The sequence below is a fragment of the Neobacillus terrae genome (assembly GCF_011393025.1).
Lineage (GTDB): Bacteria > Bacillota > Bacilli > Bacillales > Cytobacillaceae > Neobacillus_A > Neobacillus_A terrae.
Map to the genome: position 1 here is coordinate 1 of NZ_JAAOEO010000029.1, position 16,886 is coordinate 16,886.

Sequence of the window (16,886 nt, forward strand, 5' to 3'; positions counted from 1 at the left end):
CACGGCAGGACAGGAAGAGGTAAACACAAGGAGATTCCTTGAGATTTAAGGATGGTTCTTATTCCACTAACGGGTGCGTTAGTTGAAGATCGTATGGCTGCTTAGACAGCCTTTTTTTATTGAAACTATTTAGGGAGATAATTATGAGTTATAAAATTGTGTTTTTCGATGTTGATGGGACTATTACAAATCACGAAGATGGCAGTATTCCTATCTCTACAGTTGAAGCAATAAAAAATTTGAAAAGAAAAGGGTTAAAGGTTGTGGCGGCAACTGGAAGACCACTCTCAATGTGTAAGGAACTGAAAGAATTAGGTATAGAAACATTTATAACAGCAAATGGCGGTTACGTGAAACACTTACAAGAAGTTATTCATAAAGTACCAATGGATAAAGGCATAATTCAAGAAATTATGGAATTTGCAAAATTAGAAAATAACGGATTGTCATTCTATACAGAAGAATTTAGTATGAACGGTATAACAGAGAAGGAGATCTTAACGGCTTTAAAGGAAACTTTGTCTCTCAATGAGTATCCTGAAAGTCGTCCTTTAATTCATAATGAAGACGTATTCTTATTATGTTTGTTCGCAAATGATGAAACAGTTGAGAAGTACATACAAAGGTTTCCGCATCTAACATTTAGACGATGGCACCCGTATGTCTTAAATGTTTTACAGGATGATGTATCAAAATCTCTAGCAATCCTAAAAACTTTGGAATTTTTTAATATCGATAAGTCAGAAGCAATTGCTTTTGGAGATGGTGAAAATGATATTGATATGCTGGAACTCGTAGGTCTTGGTATAGCGATGGGTAACGGAAGTAAAGAATTAAAAAATGTGGCGGATTTCGTTACGAAAAAATCCAGTGAAGATGGTATTCATTATGCATTAAAAAAGTATGAAATTCTTTAAATAGATTAAGACCAGTGTGAGTTAGACAAATAATAAATTTTTTAAAAAATTGCTTTCTTATTAAGCTAACGGGTGCTTGAGTTAAAGAAGGGGATTGCTTCTGCGATCCCATAATTTATTAATTTTACCGAATATAAACTAATTTGTAAGGTTAATATTGTATAATAAAGTAGGATAAAAGTCTCGAACAAAAGGAGAGCAATATGGCTAAAGTGAGAAAGTGGAAAGCACTCTTTGCTCCCATTACTCCAGATATTTATTCAAGGAATGATATTTTGGCTGGTATAGGAATCACTAGCTTTGCAATAATGGGTATATTTGTAGCAAGTATAATTTTGGGATTAGTAGAGATAACGAATGTCAGCTTTCATCTAAATACCTTTGCTTATTATACAGGACTCACATTACTATCATCAGGCTATGAAGAATTAGTGTTCAGATGTATCTTATTAATTATTCTCGTAAAGGTATTCAGAAAACCTTGGTTCGCAATACTAATTACGTCTATTTACTTTGGTTATGTTCATTTTGATAATGACCATGCAACCCTGTTATCTGCGTTCAGCAATGGGTTAGGTGGGGTTATGTATGGACTGGCTTTTATCTATACACGGAAAATTTGGCTTCCTTGGGCTCTACATTTCGCTTGGAATTATGTACAAGCACCAATTTTAGGTTTCCCTCTTAGTGGATTTAAAGTAGAAGGAATTTTAAAATTAAAACTTTTAGATGACTCCTGGCTTTCCGGTGGATTATTTGGTCCAGAAGGTGGAATTGTAGGGGTAGCTTTCCGTTTCATCGTTATCATGCTTATTGTTTTATGGATTAGAAAGTCTCGTGGTGGTTTAAAATACAGCTTCAATCAGCCATATAATTTACAAAGCTAATTTTTAAGAATCACATTATAGTTCAAGAAATTACCGAGGAGTATTTACAGTTATCTACTAACCATCGATTTATACAAGAGCTGATAATCACTTAAAAGAGTCTGAAATGTAAAGAGAGCATTATTAGAGCATTCTATTTGTAAAGGAATGCACTTAAAGTAACCGGGGGCTTTAATGCAAAAAGTATCAATCCTAAAAAAGCACATTATATACAACATTTTATTCATTAATTAATTATACCCACCAACATCTCATGTGTTGCCACATACACTCTGCGCATGTGGAATGAATAGGAAAAAAAAGATATAAACAACCCTGCCCTTATCTCAAAGTTAAATTATCATTGTATACTGCAATGAATAAAAGAGTATAATGGAAATACATAAAGTGCAGTGGCTTCTATAATAACTGAAGCTACCAAGTAAGTAACCCTCCGCCCTGGTTTGGACGGAGGGTTACTTTTTTACTCTATACACCTTACCCTTTTCTCAATTATTTATCATCTTGCATACTGCACACATATTGCACAGAATTTCTAGAAAAAATTAAATTAACAGATTTTATTTGCATAAATAAACATTCTGCTCTTGAATTATCGGACTTAATGGAATCAATTTAAACAAAAACTCTGAATAAAAAAGCGTTTAGAGAATTGACAGGGTAGGGGTCGGGAGTTCGAACCCTTCTCAGATCATAAAATAAAAAGCCTCAAACCTTGTTTTAATCAAGGTTTTGAGGCTTTTTTAGTGTTCTGAGAACACTATTATTGTTTGGCTTATTTGATGTTAATGATTTTGATTGTTAGCTAGTAACTACTGTTCAAATAACATGGTGCCATTTTATAGGGTGAAGGCCGCATTTGCAAAATAAATAAAACAGTGGACTAAAGGGAGTCCGCTTTTTTTATGCAATTTAGAGTAGACTATGCAAAAATTCATAAATTAACGGAGGAAAAACATGGAAGATATATAATAACTTTTGGCATGAAAATTGCAACTATTTAAAATAGTCAGTAAATATTTTAGGATAGAAGGAGGTTAATTGGACGGAACTTTTAAGCAAAAAAAGTACGTGCTTTCTTTTGCGAAAACAATTCTAAAAGGAGATGATTAAATTGGAGAATGTTACTCTTAAAAGGTCGCTGGGATTATGGGCCATTGTCTTTCTTGGATTAGGTTATATGACCCCTACGATAGTGTTTGATACATTCGGAATTGTGTCTAATGAAACAAACGGTGTCGTTCCGCTTGCGTACATAACTGCATTAGTGGTGATGCTGTTTACTGCTGTCAGCTACGGAAAAATGGTAAAGGTGTTTCCGAGTGCAGGATCTGCCTATACATATACGAGAGAGACAATGAGTCAGCATCTGGGTTTCTTAGTCGGCTGGGCAGCGTTGCTTGATTATCTTCTTCTTCCCATGGTGAATGCTCTAATTATTAGAATTTACATGGTATCTGTATTCCCAAATGTACCTGCATGGATCTGGGTTGTTGTCTATGTTGCAGTGGTGACGGCATTTAATGTATGGAGTATGGGACAAACTTCTAATTTGAATTCGTTACTGGTTGTTTTTGAAGTCGTATTAATTGCAGCCTTTATTGTTCTTGCCCTTGTTAAGCTATCCCAAGGCATGGGACAGGGAACAATCTTTACTACTGAACCACTCTTTCATTCAAACGTCCAGCTTGGGGCTGTGTTAACCGGGGCAACCGTTGTTTGTTTCTCCTTTATTGGGTTTGATGCCGTAACCATGTACGCGGAGGAAGCAAAGGATCAAAAAACACTGCCGAGAGCGATTATGTTAACCGTGTTTATTGGCGGAGCCATTTTCTTTATTGCAGGTTATTTTACACAAGCGTTATTTCCAGATGTAGCAAATTTTAAAAATACGGACGATACGTTACCGGAGATAGGCCTTTTTGTTGGTGGAACGGTCTTTAAACTAATATTTTTATCAGGGGCATTCGCAGCAACCGTTGCTTCCGGACTTGCCTCTCATGCAAGCGTATCAAGACTTTTGTACGTAATGGGGCGCAATGGCGTACTGCCTAAGAAACTATTCGGATATGTTCACCCTAAATTCAGGACTCCTTCCTTTAACGTTATTCTTGTAGGAATAGTTTCCTTGCTTGCCATCGCTCCTAGTCTTGAGTTAATCTCTTCCTTTATTAATTTCGGAGCACTGATTGCATTTACTTTTGTTAACTTATCGGTTATTGCTCACTTTGTCTTTCGCTTAAAGAAATACAAGACGGGTAAGGATTTCTTTGCTTATATCATTATGCCAATCCTTGGGGCAGGCTCTACAGGGATTTTATGGTATAACCTGCAAAAGGACGCCCTCATTGGCGGTATTGTTTGGGTTGTAATAGGGTTTATTTATATGCTCATTCAAACTAGATTTTTTAGACTCAAAATTGCTGATTTTGCTTTTGAAGAAGCGGATCGATCATCATCACTATAAAGAACAAAACGCATTCCTAACTCGGGAATGCGTTTCTTTTTATTCTCCATTATGCAAATTTGAATAGATAAATCATTTTTTCATACTTTCTTCTAAAAACACTAACAAAAATCCATATTGTAACGCTTTTTCAGTTGGCACAGAACTTGCTATCTACTATTACAACATAATAAATGAGGTGTTATCATGGCGGTTGAATCTTTTGGGGTAAAAGTTAAAAGAACATGGATCATTCTTTAATGGAATTTTAGGAAAATCGCTGCTTAGAGATTGGATTATCCTTCTTAGGGTGTATGAATTTCAAAAAGCCAATGAGATATTTAGAATTCAGTATTCCGGTTCGAAAGGATAATAGGGCAAACGAAGATTAGTGCACGACTTAAAGAAAAAATGACCAACAGCTTCAACATCGTAAACAGCACAACAATAAAATTTCGTGCTTTATGAAATGCCGCCTCTATAAAGAGGGTCTTCAAAAGATAGCTGAAGCTTAAGGCTAAGAGGATGGTAAAAATATTAAAAGGAGGAAAACGTAATGAAGCTCGATATTATTTCTGAAATGAGCGCGCAGCAGCTCATGCACTATTTTTGCCTCATTTCCAATAATCACCGGTATGATTTAACGATTGGCTATTCAGAGCATTTCTTCGGTAAGGCAATGGTTACTTCCATTCAAACGGGAAACATGGTGCTGCTTTGTCAGGAGGATACTTTTGCAGTCGATCATTGGGCTGAAAAACTTGGGATTCAAAAAGAAGATATTCCAGAATTCTAGGAATTCTTTGAACTCATTTTACAAACAAGACCATTCGAGGAGCAGTACTAATAATTAAGGAGGAGATAAAAGTGCATTTCGGGGTCATTACTAGCCCATGCTATGGAAAAGTGGACGAAGTTTCGATTAAGAATTCAGAAAGAATTTATGAATGGGAGCGCTTATTTATTATTAAAACGGACTCAGGTACAATAGAAATGATTCAAACAAGTCTTAGCGGTGTAGTTGAATCAATAGAGGTACAAGAAGGGGACCACGTAATCCCTGGGATGGTACTAGCATATATTAAGGAAGATTTAGTTGTTACCGGTAGTGATTAAGAAGATGGATAGCCCATCTTCTTTTTTCACTTTTAAGAACTAAGAATAAAGTGATAATATTAGATTGAGAGAATGGAGGGGAAGAAACATGTTTTCTGTAGCGAAGGAAAAGATAAAGCCTCTTGTATCCGTCACAGTTGATGCCGAAGATTTAAAGATGACCTTACATAAATTTAAAGAACCCTTTGTATTTTTAAAAAATGAGAACCAGTTATTAGCTTATACAGCCGTTAATAATCATCTGCTGGAGAAGCTTGAGAAGAATCAATATTCGAATGATATTCTGCTGGAACATGCAAAACCGATTGACAGTATCTGTCTTTTGAGTGAACAGATTTCATTTCCAACCCTATTCCAAATTATCGGGGAGCCATTTGCGCTGATAAAAGATGAGGCTGGATGTCCAGCAGGATATATTTTAAGGGAAGACGTTTTGGCCGAGCTCTTTAAACAGGAAAACAAAAGTGTCGATTTGCTTAAAATATTGCTGACCTCTATTCCGATGGGGATTTTTATTTTAGACAAAGAAAAAAGAATTGTTAATTGTAATGAAGCAGGTTTGAAAATGATTAGGTCCACCCAGGATACCATACTGAATTCTCCAGGCAGGAATATTTTCAGCGGTGAATATATCGACAATGTATTTTCTACTGGCAAGACACTGCTTAACCATCTGGAAATAACTAATGGAATTGGCGTTCTTGTCGATTACAGTCCGATTAAAAATTATGATGAGCAGGTGGATGGAGCTGTTATCGTTGTTCAGGATTTGCCGATGGTTGAGGAAATGGCTTTGGAAATCGAATATATTAAGGATTTAAACAAAGACTTAAATGCCATTTTGTCGAGTATTTACGATGAGATCCTTGTTGTAAATGCTAAGGGAGAATTAATCAGATATAGTGATAATGTCATTCAAGATTTTTGGAAAGTTGATTTAAAGGAATTGATCGGTAAAAGCATACTCGAGCTCGAGGATCAAGGCCTTTTCACCCCGTCAGTCACCAGGCTTGTGTTAGAGAAAAAGAAAAAAGTTTCCGTTGTTCAGGAAACAAGAACAGGCAGGAAAATTTTAGCGGTTGGAAATCCTGTCTTTGATGAGAATAATGAACTTCACCGAATAATCTTAGCCTCCCGTGATATCACCGAGACCACCCGCTTAAAAAGTGAACTCCTAGAAATGCGCAAAATATCCCAGCAATATAAGAAAGAGTTAGAAGATTTTAAGAGCAAGGACCGTTTCTTAAAAAAACTGATATATAGCAGTCCAAAGATGGAAAAAATCGTGAACCAGTGCCAAAAAATTGCTGATTTCTCCTCCACTGTTCTCTTATACGGAGAATCCGGAGTCGGAAAAGAGATCATTGCCCAGGCGATTCACCAATTAGGGCGGCGTTCACATAAGCCATTTTTAAAATTAAACTGCGGAGCAATCCCAGAAAATTTACTAGAAAGTGAACTGTTTGGTTACGCCAAAGGAGCGTTTACCGGGGCAGATAAAAACGGCAGGGACGGCTATTTCAAACAAGCAGATGGAGGCATCTTATTTCTTGATGAAATAGGTGAAATGCCAGTGCACCTTCAGGTAAAACTATTACGGGTGCTGCAGGAACAAGAAGTAATCCCTGTTGGAAGTACTACCCCTTTTAAAGTGAATGTCCAAATTATTGCGGCCACAAATAAAAAGCTGGAAAAAATGGTGGAGGAAGGAACCTTTCGCGAGGATTTATTTTATCGGTTAAATGTGATTCCGATACACATTCCCCCTCTAAGAGAGCGGACGGAGGACATTTCACTGCTCGCCTTTCATTTTCTGCAGCAATTGAATGAAAAGTACGAACGGAATTACCATTTAACACCAGATGCTGTTAACGTGCTTGAATTTTACCAATGGCCGGGTAACGTAAGGGAACTGCAGAACATTATTGAAAGACTGGTCGTTACCGCAGACCATCAGGCCATTGATGCAGCGTTTGTCAGTCAATTTTTATCGACAGGCTATGAATATAAAAAAATGAAACCCTTAATCACAAGAGTTATTCCATTGCAAGATGCAATTGATCAAATTGAGGAGCAGCTGGTAGTAATGGCGATGAAGCAATACAAAACAACTACAAAAGCTGCTAAAGCTCTTGGTATCAGCCAGTCCTCTGTCAGCCGGAAATACCAAAAAATTCTAAACGAAAAAAATTTAAAATTGGAAACAAATATTTAAAAAAACTGCTTCAGATTTAATAATCTGAAGCAGTTTTTTTCTTATGCAAATAAAAATAGATCTATGCAAAAATGAATAACCTTAAACCGATTATTTTAATTAATAATTATGTTAAAGTTCATTGTTGATTTTGTTGGAGCGGTAAGCGAGTTTCTTGAGCGGGAAACAACAGGCAAATTTGACATAGCCTGGTAAATAGTTATTTAATTGGAGATTGAAAATTGGCACGGTTCTTGCAATCTGATTAAGTAAGGAATTTTAAAGGAGGATGAATAATGGTCGAACTAAAGAATAGCGTAATCAATCTTAAGATGTATATCAATGGTGAATGGAAGGAGGCAAAGGGTGGTGAAACGCGTCCCGTTTATAATCCCGCAACGGGAGAAGTGATTACCTATGCATCGGAAGGATCCGTTGCTGATGCAAGGGCTGCCATTTTTGCATCACGGAACGCATTTGAAGCTGGTGTTTGGTCCGATATTTCTGCACAGGAAAGGGCCTCTTATTTATTAAAAATTGCCGATAAGATTGACGAATACGCTGATGAATTAACACAACTTGAAACGATGGATAACGGTAAACCGTTAAGAGAAGCAGGTTTTGATGTTGCTGATGCAGCTTCTTGCTTCCGCTATTATGCAGGTTTGATTAGAAATCCGGATGGCCAGACCTATCATGTTGCAGATCCGATGCAGGCGATGGTAGTCAGAGAACCAATAGGTGTTTGTGGCTTAATTGTTCCTTGGAATTACCCCCTTTTAATGAGCGTTTGGAAAATAGCCCCGGCACTTGCAGCAGGGAATACGATTGTTTTTAAACCATCTGAATTAACACCTGTTACTCCAACAAAGCTATTTGAAATTTTTGAGGAGGTTGGCCTGCCAAAAGGAGTCGCCAATATGGTTATGGGAGCAGGTCCTGTAGTTGGTCATGAAATCGCTTCCCATCCGGAGGTCGACATGGTTTCATTTACCGGTGGAACGAAAACAGGTAAACACATTATGAAAACCGCTGCAGACACAATGAAAAAGGTTTCTTTAGAGCTAGGTGGAAAATCCCCGAATATCATTTTTGCCGATGCAGATTTTGAAACAGCTGTTGATTACGCACTATTTGGAATCTATGCAGGTTCTGGTCAAGTTTGTTCCGCGGGATCACGAATTCTCGTAGAGGAAAGCATTTACGATAAGTTTGTGGAGAGATTTGTAGAAAGAGCCAAGAATATTCAGGTTGGACCTGGGGATCATCCAAAGACAGAAATGGGCCCGCTTGTCAGCAAGCAGCATTTAGAAAAAGTCCTTCATTATATTGAGCTAGGTCAGAAGGAAGGGGCAACCGTTGCATGCGGCGGTAACCGAATTGTCGATAATGGTTTAGAAAATGGCTACTTTGTTCAGCCGACAGTATTAGTGGATGTAAAGCAGGAGATGAGAATAGTTCAAGAGGAAATTTTCGGTCCAGTAGTGGTGATTCAAAGATTTAAGGATGAGGAAGAAGCTATTAAGCTTGCAAATGGAACCGTTTATGGATTAGCAGGCGGCGTTTTTACAAACGATGGCGCTAAAGGTCTCAGAGTAGTGAAGAAACTTCGCTCTGGAATCACCTGGGTAAATTCATACCATCCAACCTATAATGAAGCGCCTTGGGGCGGCTATAAACAGAGCGGTATTGGCCGCAGTTTAGGTACGTTTGGCTTAGAAGAATTCCAAGAAATTAAACAAATCAATGTAAATTTACAGGTTGAACCAATAGGCTGGTTTTCAAACTAATTAAAAAGGAGCAAGTAAAATGGGTATCGATCTAAGTCGAGAGGCAACAAATGAGCAAAAACATAATGTTACGGATTATATTAATAAGGTTTTAAATCTAATAGAAAAAGAGCAAATCAGTGAAGAAGAGGCAGCCTGGATTACAAAGGAGACAGTGGATGGCTTCCGTGAACATGTAAACCCAGGGTTCTTAGCCTATCGGAAAACTGTCACAAAAGATGGACAATTCGCTGCAGTTGAATGGTCGGATAATGGAGCCTGCTTTAAAGATGTAAATGGAAAAGAATACATTGACTGTCTTGGCGGATTCGGGATTTATAATGTTGGCCACCGCAATCCAAAGGTTGTGAAGGCAGTTACTGACCAATTAAAGCGTCAAGCTCTTCACAGCCAGGACCTGCTCGACCCGCTGCGTGCGATCTTAGCTAAAATTTTAGCTGATATTACACCAGGCGACCTGAAATACGCTTTTTTTACAAACAGTGGAACAGAAAGTGTTGAAGCAGCATTAAAACTTGCCAAAATGTACAGTGAGCGAACAACTTTTATTTCAACAACTCGTGCTTTCCATGGGAAAAGCCTTGGTTCATTATCTGGAACCGCAAAAGGAATGTTCAGAAAACCGTTCCTTCCGTTAATCCCTGGATTCCGTCATGTGCCATTTGGTGATATTGATATGATGAGGAAAACATTCGAGGTCTGCACTTCTGTCGGGGAAGACGTGGCAGCAGTTATTCTTGAGCCAATCCAAGGTGAAGGGGGAATCATACTTCCACCTGAAAACTATTTAAAAGGAGTCAGAGAGCTTTGTGACCAGTTTGGGGCGTTGTTAATTTTTGATGAAGTACAAACTGGAATGGGACGGACAGGCAAAATGTTTGCTGCAGATTTATATGAAGTGGTTCCTGATATTATCTGTCTAGCAAAAGCGTTTGGCGGAGGTGTGATGCCGGCTGGTGCGATTGTGGCTAAGGAAGAAGTATTCAAGAGCTGGTTCCCTAATCCATTTATGCATACAACAACCTTCGGTGGAAATCCATTGGCATGTGCTGCTGCGATTGCAACAATTGGCGTTTTGATTGAAGAAAAATTACCAGAAAGAGCAGCGGAAGTCGGAGGATATTTCCTGGAAGAATTGCAAGAAGCTGCTAAGGGTCATGAGGATAAAGTTCTAGAAATTCGTGGAAAAGGGTTAATGATTGGTATTGAGTTTCATAAAGATGAAATCGGTTATGAAGTATCAAAAGGAATGTTTGACCTTGGCGTACTAGTTGCCGGAACTTTAATTAACTCAAAGACCATCCGAATAGAACCAGCACTGACAATTAGCTATGAAGAAGTCGATAAAGTAGTCAGCACCTTCAAGCAGGTATTATCTACAGTCAAAGAATAACATTTCATTCTTTAAAGGATGATTTTTATACAGGGGAGAGCAGTTAACATGGAAAAGAAATTTGTTAAGCTCCAAACAGCGATACCGGGTCCAAAATCAAACGAGCTATTTGAGTTTAGAAATAAATATGTGCCTAAAGGAATCAGTAATAATTGCACTTCCTTTGTTAAAAAAGCACAGGGAGCTCTTGTTGAAGATGTTGATGGCAATACTTATATCGATTTTGCGGGTGCGATTGGAACGCTAAATGTAGGGCATACACATCCAAGGGTTGTAAGAGCCCTGCAGGAGCAGGTAAGCCAATTTATTCACACGGGCTTTAATGTCATGATGTACGAATCGTATATTAAACTGGCTGAGCGACTTTGCAAGCTGGCACCAGGAAAATTTGCGAAACAGGCAGCATTTTTTAACAGTGGAGCTGAAGCCGTCGAAAACGCTGTGAAAATCGCACGCAAATATACAAAACGGCAAGGAATCGTATCGTTTACCCGCGGTTTCCATGGCAGAACGTTGATGACGATGACAATGACAGGTAAAGTGAAGCCTTATAAATACGGATTTGGACCATTTGCTCCAGAGGTTTACAAGGCTCCTTATCCTTATTTCTATCGTCGCCCTGATGGAATGAACGAAGAGCAATATAGTGCCATGATAATTGAGCAGTTTGAACAGTTTTTACTTGCCGAAGCAGCTCCTGAAAGCATTGCGGCTGTTGTAATGGAGCCCATTCAAGGAGAAGGCGGTTTTATTATACCGGATGCCGCGTTTGTGAAAACGGTAAGAGAAATCTGCTCTCAACATGGAATCTTATTTATTGCTGATGAAATCCAAACTGGATTTGCCAGAACCGGTAAATATTTTGCCATTGAACATTTCGATGTCGTTCCTGATTTGATTACAATCTCAAAATCAATGGGTGCTGGCGTACCAATAAGTGGTGTCATCGGCAGGGCGGACGTAATGGATGCTGCTGATGTCGGAGAAATTGGTGGAACCTACGCTGGAAGCCCGCTTGGCTGCCGTGCTGCCCTGACGGTCTTAGATATTATTGAAAGTGAAAATCTTAATGAAAGAGCGCAAATTTTAGGGGATAGTGTCCTTAAAAAAATGAAGCTTTTTGCTGAACGCTTTGAGTGCATTGGTGATGTACGCGGATTAGGAGCCATGTGCGCCATGGAAATTGTAAAAGGTAAACATGATATGACACCAGATAAACAGGCAGTCAATAAAATTATAAAAGAAGCAAATGAGCGTGGCCTTATGATACTAAGTGCAGGAATTTATGGGAACGTAATCCGAATTCTCATGCCATTAACAATAACCGATGATCAGCTTGAAGAAGGATTGCAAATACTGGAGGAAGCCATTGAAGCGGTAGTAGTAAATGATCCTGGAGAGTCAGTTAGGAGGTAATGTATGGAAATCCTGGAGCGAAACTATCAAATTTATCCTATGTATCTTGATGGAAAATGGATTGGGAATGATTATGAGGTTTTTACGGAAATAGTTAATCCTGCGACGAATGAAGTCATAGGTGCCGTTCCGACAGGTGGAGTATATGAAGCGGAAAAGGCTGTTGATTCTGCATCCAATGCATTTAAAACGTGGTCGAAAAAAACTGCTGATGAGCGGTATCAGCTTTTGATGAAATGGTTCTATTTAATTGAAGAAAACAAACATGAAATCGCCAGAATTATGACGATTGAGCAAGGGAAACCATTAAAAGAGGCGTTAGGAGAGGTTCAGTATGCCAATGGGTTTATCTCCTGGTATGCAGAAGAGGGGAAAAGGATTTATGGTGAAACTATTCCTGCCTCTCACCCAAATAAACGAATTCTCGTAAGAAAAGAACCGGTGGGAGTGATTGCAGCGATCACTCCTTGGAATTTCCCAGCAGCGATGATTACCCGAAAAGTAGCTCCTGCTCTTGCAGCAGGATGTACAGCTGTTATAAAACCTGCAAATCAAACACCACTTACTGCTCTAAAACTGGCAGAGCTTGCTCATGAAGCAAGAATTCCAAACGGAGTGTTAAATGTTATAACAGGAAGATCCACTGAAATTGGTGAAGTTTGGTTAAAGGATCCTCGAGTAAGGAAAATTACCTTTACTGGTTCAACAGAGGTTGGAAAAGTCTTGATGAGAGGTGCAGCTGAAAATGTAAAAAAAGTTTCACTTGAGCTTGGCGGCAATGCACCGTTTATTGTCATGGAAGATGCTAATTTAGAGAAAGCTGCAGTCGGACTTATTCAATCAAAATTTCGAAATGCCGGCCAAACCTGTATCTGTACGAATCGGGTTTATGTTCAAGAAACAGTTTCAGAGCAATTTATTCAACTCTTTCAGAAAGAACTTGAGAAGCTTAAAGTCGGCAATGGTCTAGAAGAAGGAACTGATATAGGACCGTTAATTGATAAATCCGCTTATAAAAAAGTAGAAGGTCTCGTCCATGATGCCCTGAAAAAGGGAGGGAAGGTCACGTATAGCGGTCTAAAGCCTGTTAACGAGAATGGCTATTTCTATGCTCCTGCCATCCTGACCAACATTAACGACGATATGGAGTGTATGAAGGATGAAATCTTTGGTCCTTTAGCACCAATCTCGACCTTTAAAACTGAAGAAGAAGTGATTGAACGGGCAAATGATTCTTCTTATGGACTGGCTGCCTATGTTTATACCGAAAATTTAAATCGTTCCTTTCGAATTACAGAAGAGTTAGAATATGGGATCATCGGACTGAATGATGCTTTGCCTTCAGCTGTCCAGGTTCCATTCGGAGGTTATAAAGAAAGCGGTCTCGGCAGAGAAGGCGGACATTACGGAATTGAAGAATTTTTAGAAGTAAAATATATATCGATTGGTTTGGATATAAATTAATATATTTTCTATAAAAAAGAATTAATCAAGAAAGCACGCACGATGGCAACTAGTACGTACAAAATTGCAGATCTTTTAGATTAACCAATCGACTGTTGTAGGTAAGTTAAACAAGATAGATATGACGTAATGTCTTAATAATTACTGATAATGCATTGCAAATATAGGTATCGATAATGCTGTTTATGTGTAATTCATTATTTTTATAATGCAGAGGTGCATTGCAATCATAAGAAATAAGTGATTAAAAAAGTATAAATCAGGTGAATTCAGTGTTTTTATAAAATTTCAGAATATTCGAACGATTATTGCATTTATTATAGGTAGATTGAACTGAGGAGGAAAGTCTATGAACAAAAAACTTTGGTCGATAATTTGGCTCGCTTTGAGTTGTATGCTGGTGTTAGCAGCGTGCGGAGGAGATAAGCAAAGCAGCAGCCAGCCTGCAGCATCAAAGGGTAATGGGAAAACACTCAACCTGCTCACTTGGGAAGGGTATGCTGATCCTAAATTTGTAAAGGGATTTGAAAAAAAATATGGGGTGAAAGTTACAGCTACATATTTTGGATCAAGTGATGAGCTTGTCTCAAAATTGAAAGGCGGTGGCGGGAACGTTTACGATGTAATATCACCATCCTCTGATGTAGCCGGCTATCTAGTGCAGGAGAAACTAGTTGCACCCGTTAATCTAGACAATGTCCCGAATTATAAAAATTTAGCTTCAAAGCTGGTCGACATGAATGATGTCAAAAAGGGTGGAAAAGTTTATGGCATTCCGTTTACTTGGGGGCCGGATTCTTTAATTTATGATGCGGATGTCATTAAGGACCCGCCGGATAGCTGGGATATTTTTTGGGACGCAAAATATAAGGGCAAAGTCTCCATATGGGATGATATTTCAAATATTTACTTAGTGGGTCAAATGGTTGGGTTAGATAAAAACGATCCATCTGCTATATACAACATGACGAATCAACAACTGGAGGATGCTAAGAAAAAATTAATAGATTTAAAGCCGCAAATTCGTAAATATTGGTCGAGTGCCGGGGAACTTAATGATCTCTTTTCCAATAAGGAAGTTGTCTTAGCAGTAGGCTGGCCGCTTACTCCGACAACTGTCAACCCTTCTGGAAGAAACTTAAAAGAAGTTATTCCTAAAGAAGGAATTACCGGCTGGATTGACAGACTGATGATTGTCAACTCTTCCCCGAATAAGAAGCTGGCCGAGAAGTATATCAACTATGTGATTGAAGCTCAAACGCAAAAGCTTGTTAGTGATGCTACAGGATATGGGGTAGCAAATAAGGATGCAGTGAAATATATGACGGAAGAGCAAGCTAAGGCTATTCATATCGATGATATGGATAATTATATGAAGCAGATTAATTTTTGGCAATTTGTAAAAAACAGAGATAAGTACAACGAGATTTGGAATGAGGTAAAAGCACAGTAAAGAAGTTACCAGAGTTAAAAAAATCAATTTCTGGTGATCAGATTGCGATTTTCGGGTCGCTTAATGGAGGCAGTTGTATGTCTGTAAACATATCTACACCGGTTCGAAATACGAGCATTGAAAAAAAAAAGAAGAAGCATCGGTTTAAACCGAGGTTATTGATTTTACTCATTCCCCCACTTATCTGGTTGTCTGTTTTTCTATTCACACCTTATGTCGCCCTCTTCTTGAACAGCTTTTGGAGGGTGGATTTTGGAACTATTGTTCATACGTTTACCTGGGATAATTATATAAAATTTTTTACGAACGATTTGTACTATGGGACACTCCTGAAAACGTTAAAAATAGCGTCTCTAGTCACAATCTTTAGTGTTTTGCTCAGTTATCCTCTGGCCTACTTCATCAACTTTAAAGTCAAGAAAAATAAACAGCTCATGTATACACTGGTGATTATTCCACTTTGGGTCAGCTATTTGGTTCGAGCGTACGCATGGAAGATTGTTCTTGGGCAGGATGGGATTTTGAACAGTTTGTTAATCAGTATAGGGATTATTGACAAACCATTAGAGGTCTTTCTGTACAGTCCATATGCTGTTGTGATTGCTTTAACGCATATTTATACACCATGGGTGCTCATGTCGATTTACACTTCTCTAGAGCATATCCCCCGTAATCTGCAAGAAGCATCGAAAGACTTGGGGGCGGGTAGATTTCGAACTTTTTTCCAAGTTATATTGCCATTAAGCCTGCCAGGGGTGATTGCTGGCGCTACCTTTGCCTTTGTATTGGCCATGGGAGATTTTTTAGCTCCTCAATTATTAGGAGGAACGAGCAGCATGCTGATCTCGAATGTTGTATACAGTTTGTTCGGGGTTGCCAACAACTGGCCATTAGGTTCGACCATTGGAATCGTAACACTCGTTTTAGTTCTGCTGATCCTTGAAGTTACCCATCGGTTAGAAAAAAGAACATCCAGTTTTGAAAATGTCAAGGAACAAAAGGGGAGGTAAAGATGGAGAAGACATCACGCTTCGATTGGATCTCGACTAGTCTTAAAGCTTCAGCTGTACTGATTTTTCTTTTTATTTATCTCCCGATGATTGTAGTAGTTGTTTATTCCTTTAATGGGAATGCGGTCAATAGTTTTCCAGTTCTAACATGGTCTGTAAAATGGTATGGTGTAATGATGAATGACAGTGCATTATTGGCATCGTTAAAGAACAGTATTTTAGTGGCTGTTACAGGAACGATTATCGGTTTGTTCCTTGGGATTCCTGCAGCCTTTGTGGTGGACCGCTTTAGTTTTCCAGGAAAAACCATATTTGAGCGGATTGTCCTCCTGCCCATGATTTTACCGGGGATTATCACAGGTGTAGCAATGATGAGTGTTTTTGTAATGATGCGAGTCCAGTTGTCCTTAACTACAATTCTAATCGGACATGGTACATTCCTCATTGCGGTGGTCATGACTCAGGTCTATGCCCGGCTCAAGAGATTGGACCGGGCCATTGAGGAAGCCTCAATGGATTTAGGAGCAACGCGTTTGAAGACATTCTTTTATGTCACGTTGCCGAACATCAAAACAGCCGTGATAGGGGCTACCTTATTATCCTTTACCCTATCGATTGATGAAATTGCTGTTAGTTATTTCTTGACAGGAAGGGAGTTAACTCTGCCTGTTCAAATCTGGGCCATGCTTCGAAGAGGAATTACACCCGAAGTCAATGCTATTTCGACTCTCATCTTCTTTTTTTCTGTGGTTATGATTGTGATTGTAACACGGTTGAATCGAGAAGTGGATTAGTCTAAA

General features: G+C 38.7%; 13 protein-coding genes. All 13 read left to right on the top strand.

Annotated features, from left to right (window positions below; all coding sequences use genetic code 11):
* Positions 1–143 precede the first annotated feature (143 nt).
* Positions 144–917, top strand: a complete 774-nt coding sequence (locus G8761_RS23680; protein ID WP_166030414.1) for a Cof-type HAD-IIB family hydrolase — start codon at positions 144–146, stop codon at positions 915–917.
* 203 nt (positions 918–1,120) lie between these two features.
* Positions 1,121–1,804, top strand: a complete 684-nt coding sequence (locus G8761_RS23685; protein ID WP_166030415.1) for a CPBP family intramembrane glutamic endopeptidase — start codon at positions 1,121–1,123, stop codon at positions 1,802–1,804.
* Positions 1,805–2,909: 1,105 nt separating this feature from the next.
* Positions 2,910–4,271, top strand: a complete 1,362-nt coding sequence (locus G8761_RS23690; protein WP_243450127.1) for an APC family permease — start codon at positions 2,910–2,912, stop codon at positions 4,269–4,271.
* Between the two features lie 535 nt (positions 4,272–4,806).
* Positions 4,807–5,046: an SAV0927 family protein gene (locus G8761_RS23695; protein WP_166030417.1), complete on the top strand. Its 240-nt coding sequence runs from the start codon at positions 4,807–4,809 to the stop codon at positions 5,044–5,046.
* Between the two features lie 71 nt (positions 5,047–5,117).
* Entirely contained in the window at positions 5,118–5,366 is a 249-nt protein-coding gene (locus tag G8761_RS23700; RefSeq protein ID WP_166030418.1) for a biotin/lipoyl-containing protein, read from the top strand.
* Between the two features lie 88 nt (positions 5,367–5,454).
* A complete protein-coding gene (locus G8761_RS23705) occupies positions 5,455–7,581 on the top strand; it encodes a sigma 54-interacting transcriptional regulator (protein WP_166030419.1) in 2,127 nt (708 codons plus the stop codon).
* A gap of 275 nt (positions 7,582–7,856) precedes the next feature.
* Positions 7,857–9,350, top strand: coding sequence for an aldehyde dehydrogenase family protein (locus G8761_RS23710; protein ID WP_166030420.1), 1,494 nt, complete (start codon positions 7,857–7,859; stop codon positions 9,348–9,350).
* Positions 9,351–9,369: 19 nt separating this feature from the next.
* Positions 9,370–10,743, top strand: coding sequence for a putrescine aminotransferase (locus tag G8761_RS23715; RefSeq protein ID WP_166030421.1), 1,374 nt, complete (start codon positions 9,370–9,372; stop codon positions 10,741–10,743).
* A 48-nt stretch (positions 10,744–10,791) separates the two neighbouring features.
* Complete coding sequence (gabT, locus tag G8761_RS23720) at positions 10,792–12,159, top strand: 4-aminobutyrate--2-oxoglutarate transaminase (protein WP_166030422.1); 1,368 nt, start codon at positions 10,792–10,794, stop codon at positions 12,157–12,159.
* A gap of 39 nt (positions 12,160–12,198) precedes the next feature.
* Positions 12,199–13,623, top strand: a complete 1,425-nt coding sequence (locus tag G8761_RS23725; RefSeq protein WP_166030440.1) for an NAD-dependent succinate-semialdehyde dehydrogenase — start codon at positions 12,199–12,201, stop codon at positions 13,621–13,623.
* Positions 13,624–13,972: 349 nt separating this feature from the next.
* Positions 13,973–15,076 (top strand): ABC transporter substrate-binding protein, encoded by a 1,104-nt coding sequence (locus G8761_RS23730; protein WP_166030423.1) that lies wholly within the window; start codon positions 13,973–13,975, stop codon positions 15,074–15,076.
* 77 nt (positions 15,077–15,153) lie between these two features.
* Positions 15,154–16,086, top strand: a complete 933-nt coding sequence (locus G8761_RS23735; RefSeq protein ID WP_166030424.1) for an ABC transporter permease — start codon at positions 15,154–15,156, stop codon at positions 16,084–16,086.
* 2 nt (positions 16,087–16,088) lie between these two features.
* On the top strand, positions 16,089–16,880 hold the full coding sequence (locus G8761_RS23740; protein WP_166030425.1) for an ABC transporter permease: 792 nt from the start codon (positions 16,089–16,091) through the stop codon (positions 16,878–16,880).
* Positions 16,881–16,886 lie beyond the last annotated feature (6 nt).

What these genes read in the sequence shown, in the direction of transcription:
- G8761_RS23680 (WP_166030414.1), top strand. Translation starts at nt 144, where the DNA reads ATGAGTTATAAAATTGTGTTTTTCGATGTTGATGGGACTATTACAAAT.
- G8761_RS23685 (WP_166030415.1), top strand. Translation starts at nt 1,121, where the DNA reads ATGGCTAAAGTGAGAAAGTGGAAAGCACTCTTTGCTCCCATTACTCCA.
- G8761_RS23690 (WP_243450127.1), top strand. Translation starts at nt 2,910, where the DNA reads ATGATTAAATTGGAGAATGTTACTCTTAAAAGGTCGCTGGGATTATGG.
- G8761_RS23695 (WP_166030417.1), top strand. Translation starts at nt 4,807, where the DNA reads ATGAAGCTCGATATTATTTCTGAAATGAGCGCGCAGCAGCTCATGCAC.
- G8761_RS23705 (WP_166030419.1), top strand. Translation starts at nt 5,455, where the DNA reads ATGTTTTCTGTAGCGAAGGAAAAGATAAAGCCTCTTGTATCCGTCACA.
- G8761_RS23710 (WP_166030420.1), top strand. Translation starts at nt 7,857, where the DNA reads ATGGTCGAACTAAAGAATAGCGTAATCAATCTTAAGATGTATATCAAT.
- G8761_RS23715 (WP_166030421.1), top strand. Translation starts at nt 9,370, where the DNA reads ATGGGTATCGATCTAAGTCGAGAGGCAACAAATGAGCAAAAACATAAT.
- gabT (WP_166030422.1), top strand. Translation starts at nt 10,792, where the DNA reads ATGGAAAAGAAATTTGTTAAGCTCCAAACAGCGATACCGGGTCCAAAA.
- G8761_RS23725 (WP_166030440.1), top strand. Translation starts at nt 12,199, where the DNA reads ATGTATCTTGATGGAAAATGGATTGGGAATGATTATGAGGTTTTTACG.
- G8761_RS23730 (WP_166030423.1), top strand. Translation starts at nt 13,973, where the DNA reads ATGAACAAAAAACTTTGGTCGATAATTTGGCTCGCTTTGAGTTGTATG.
- G8761_RS23735 (WP_166030424.1), top strand. Translation starts at nt 15,154, where the DNA reads ATGTCTGTAAACATATCTACACCGGTTCGAAATACGAGCATTGAAAAA.
- G8761_RS23740 (WP_166030425.1), top strand. Translation starts at nt 16,089, where the DNA reads ATGGAGAAGACATCACGCTTCGATTGGATCTCGACTAGTCTTAAAGCT.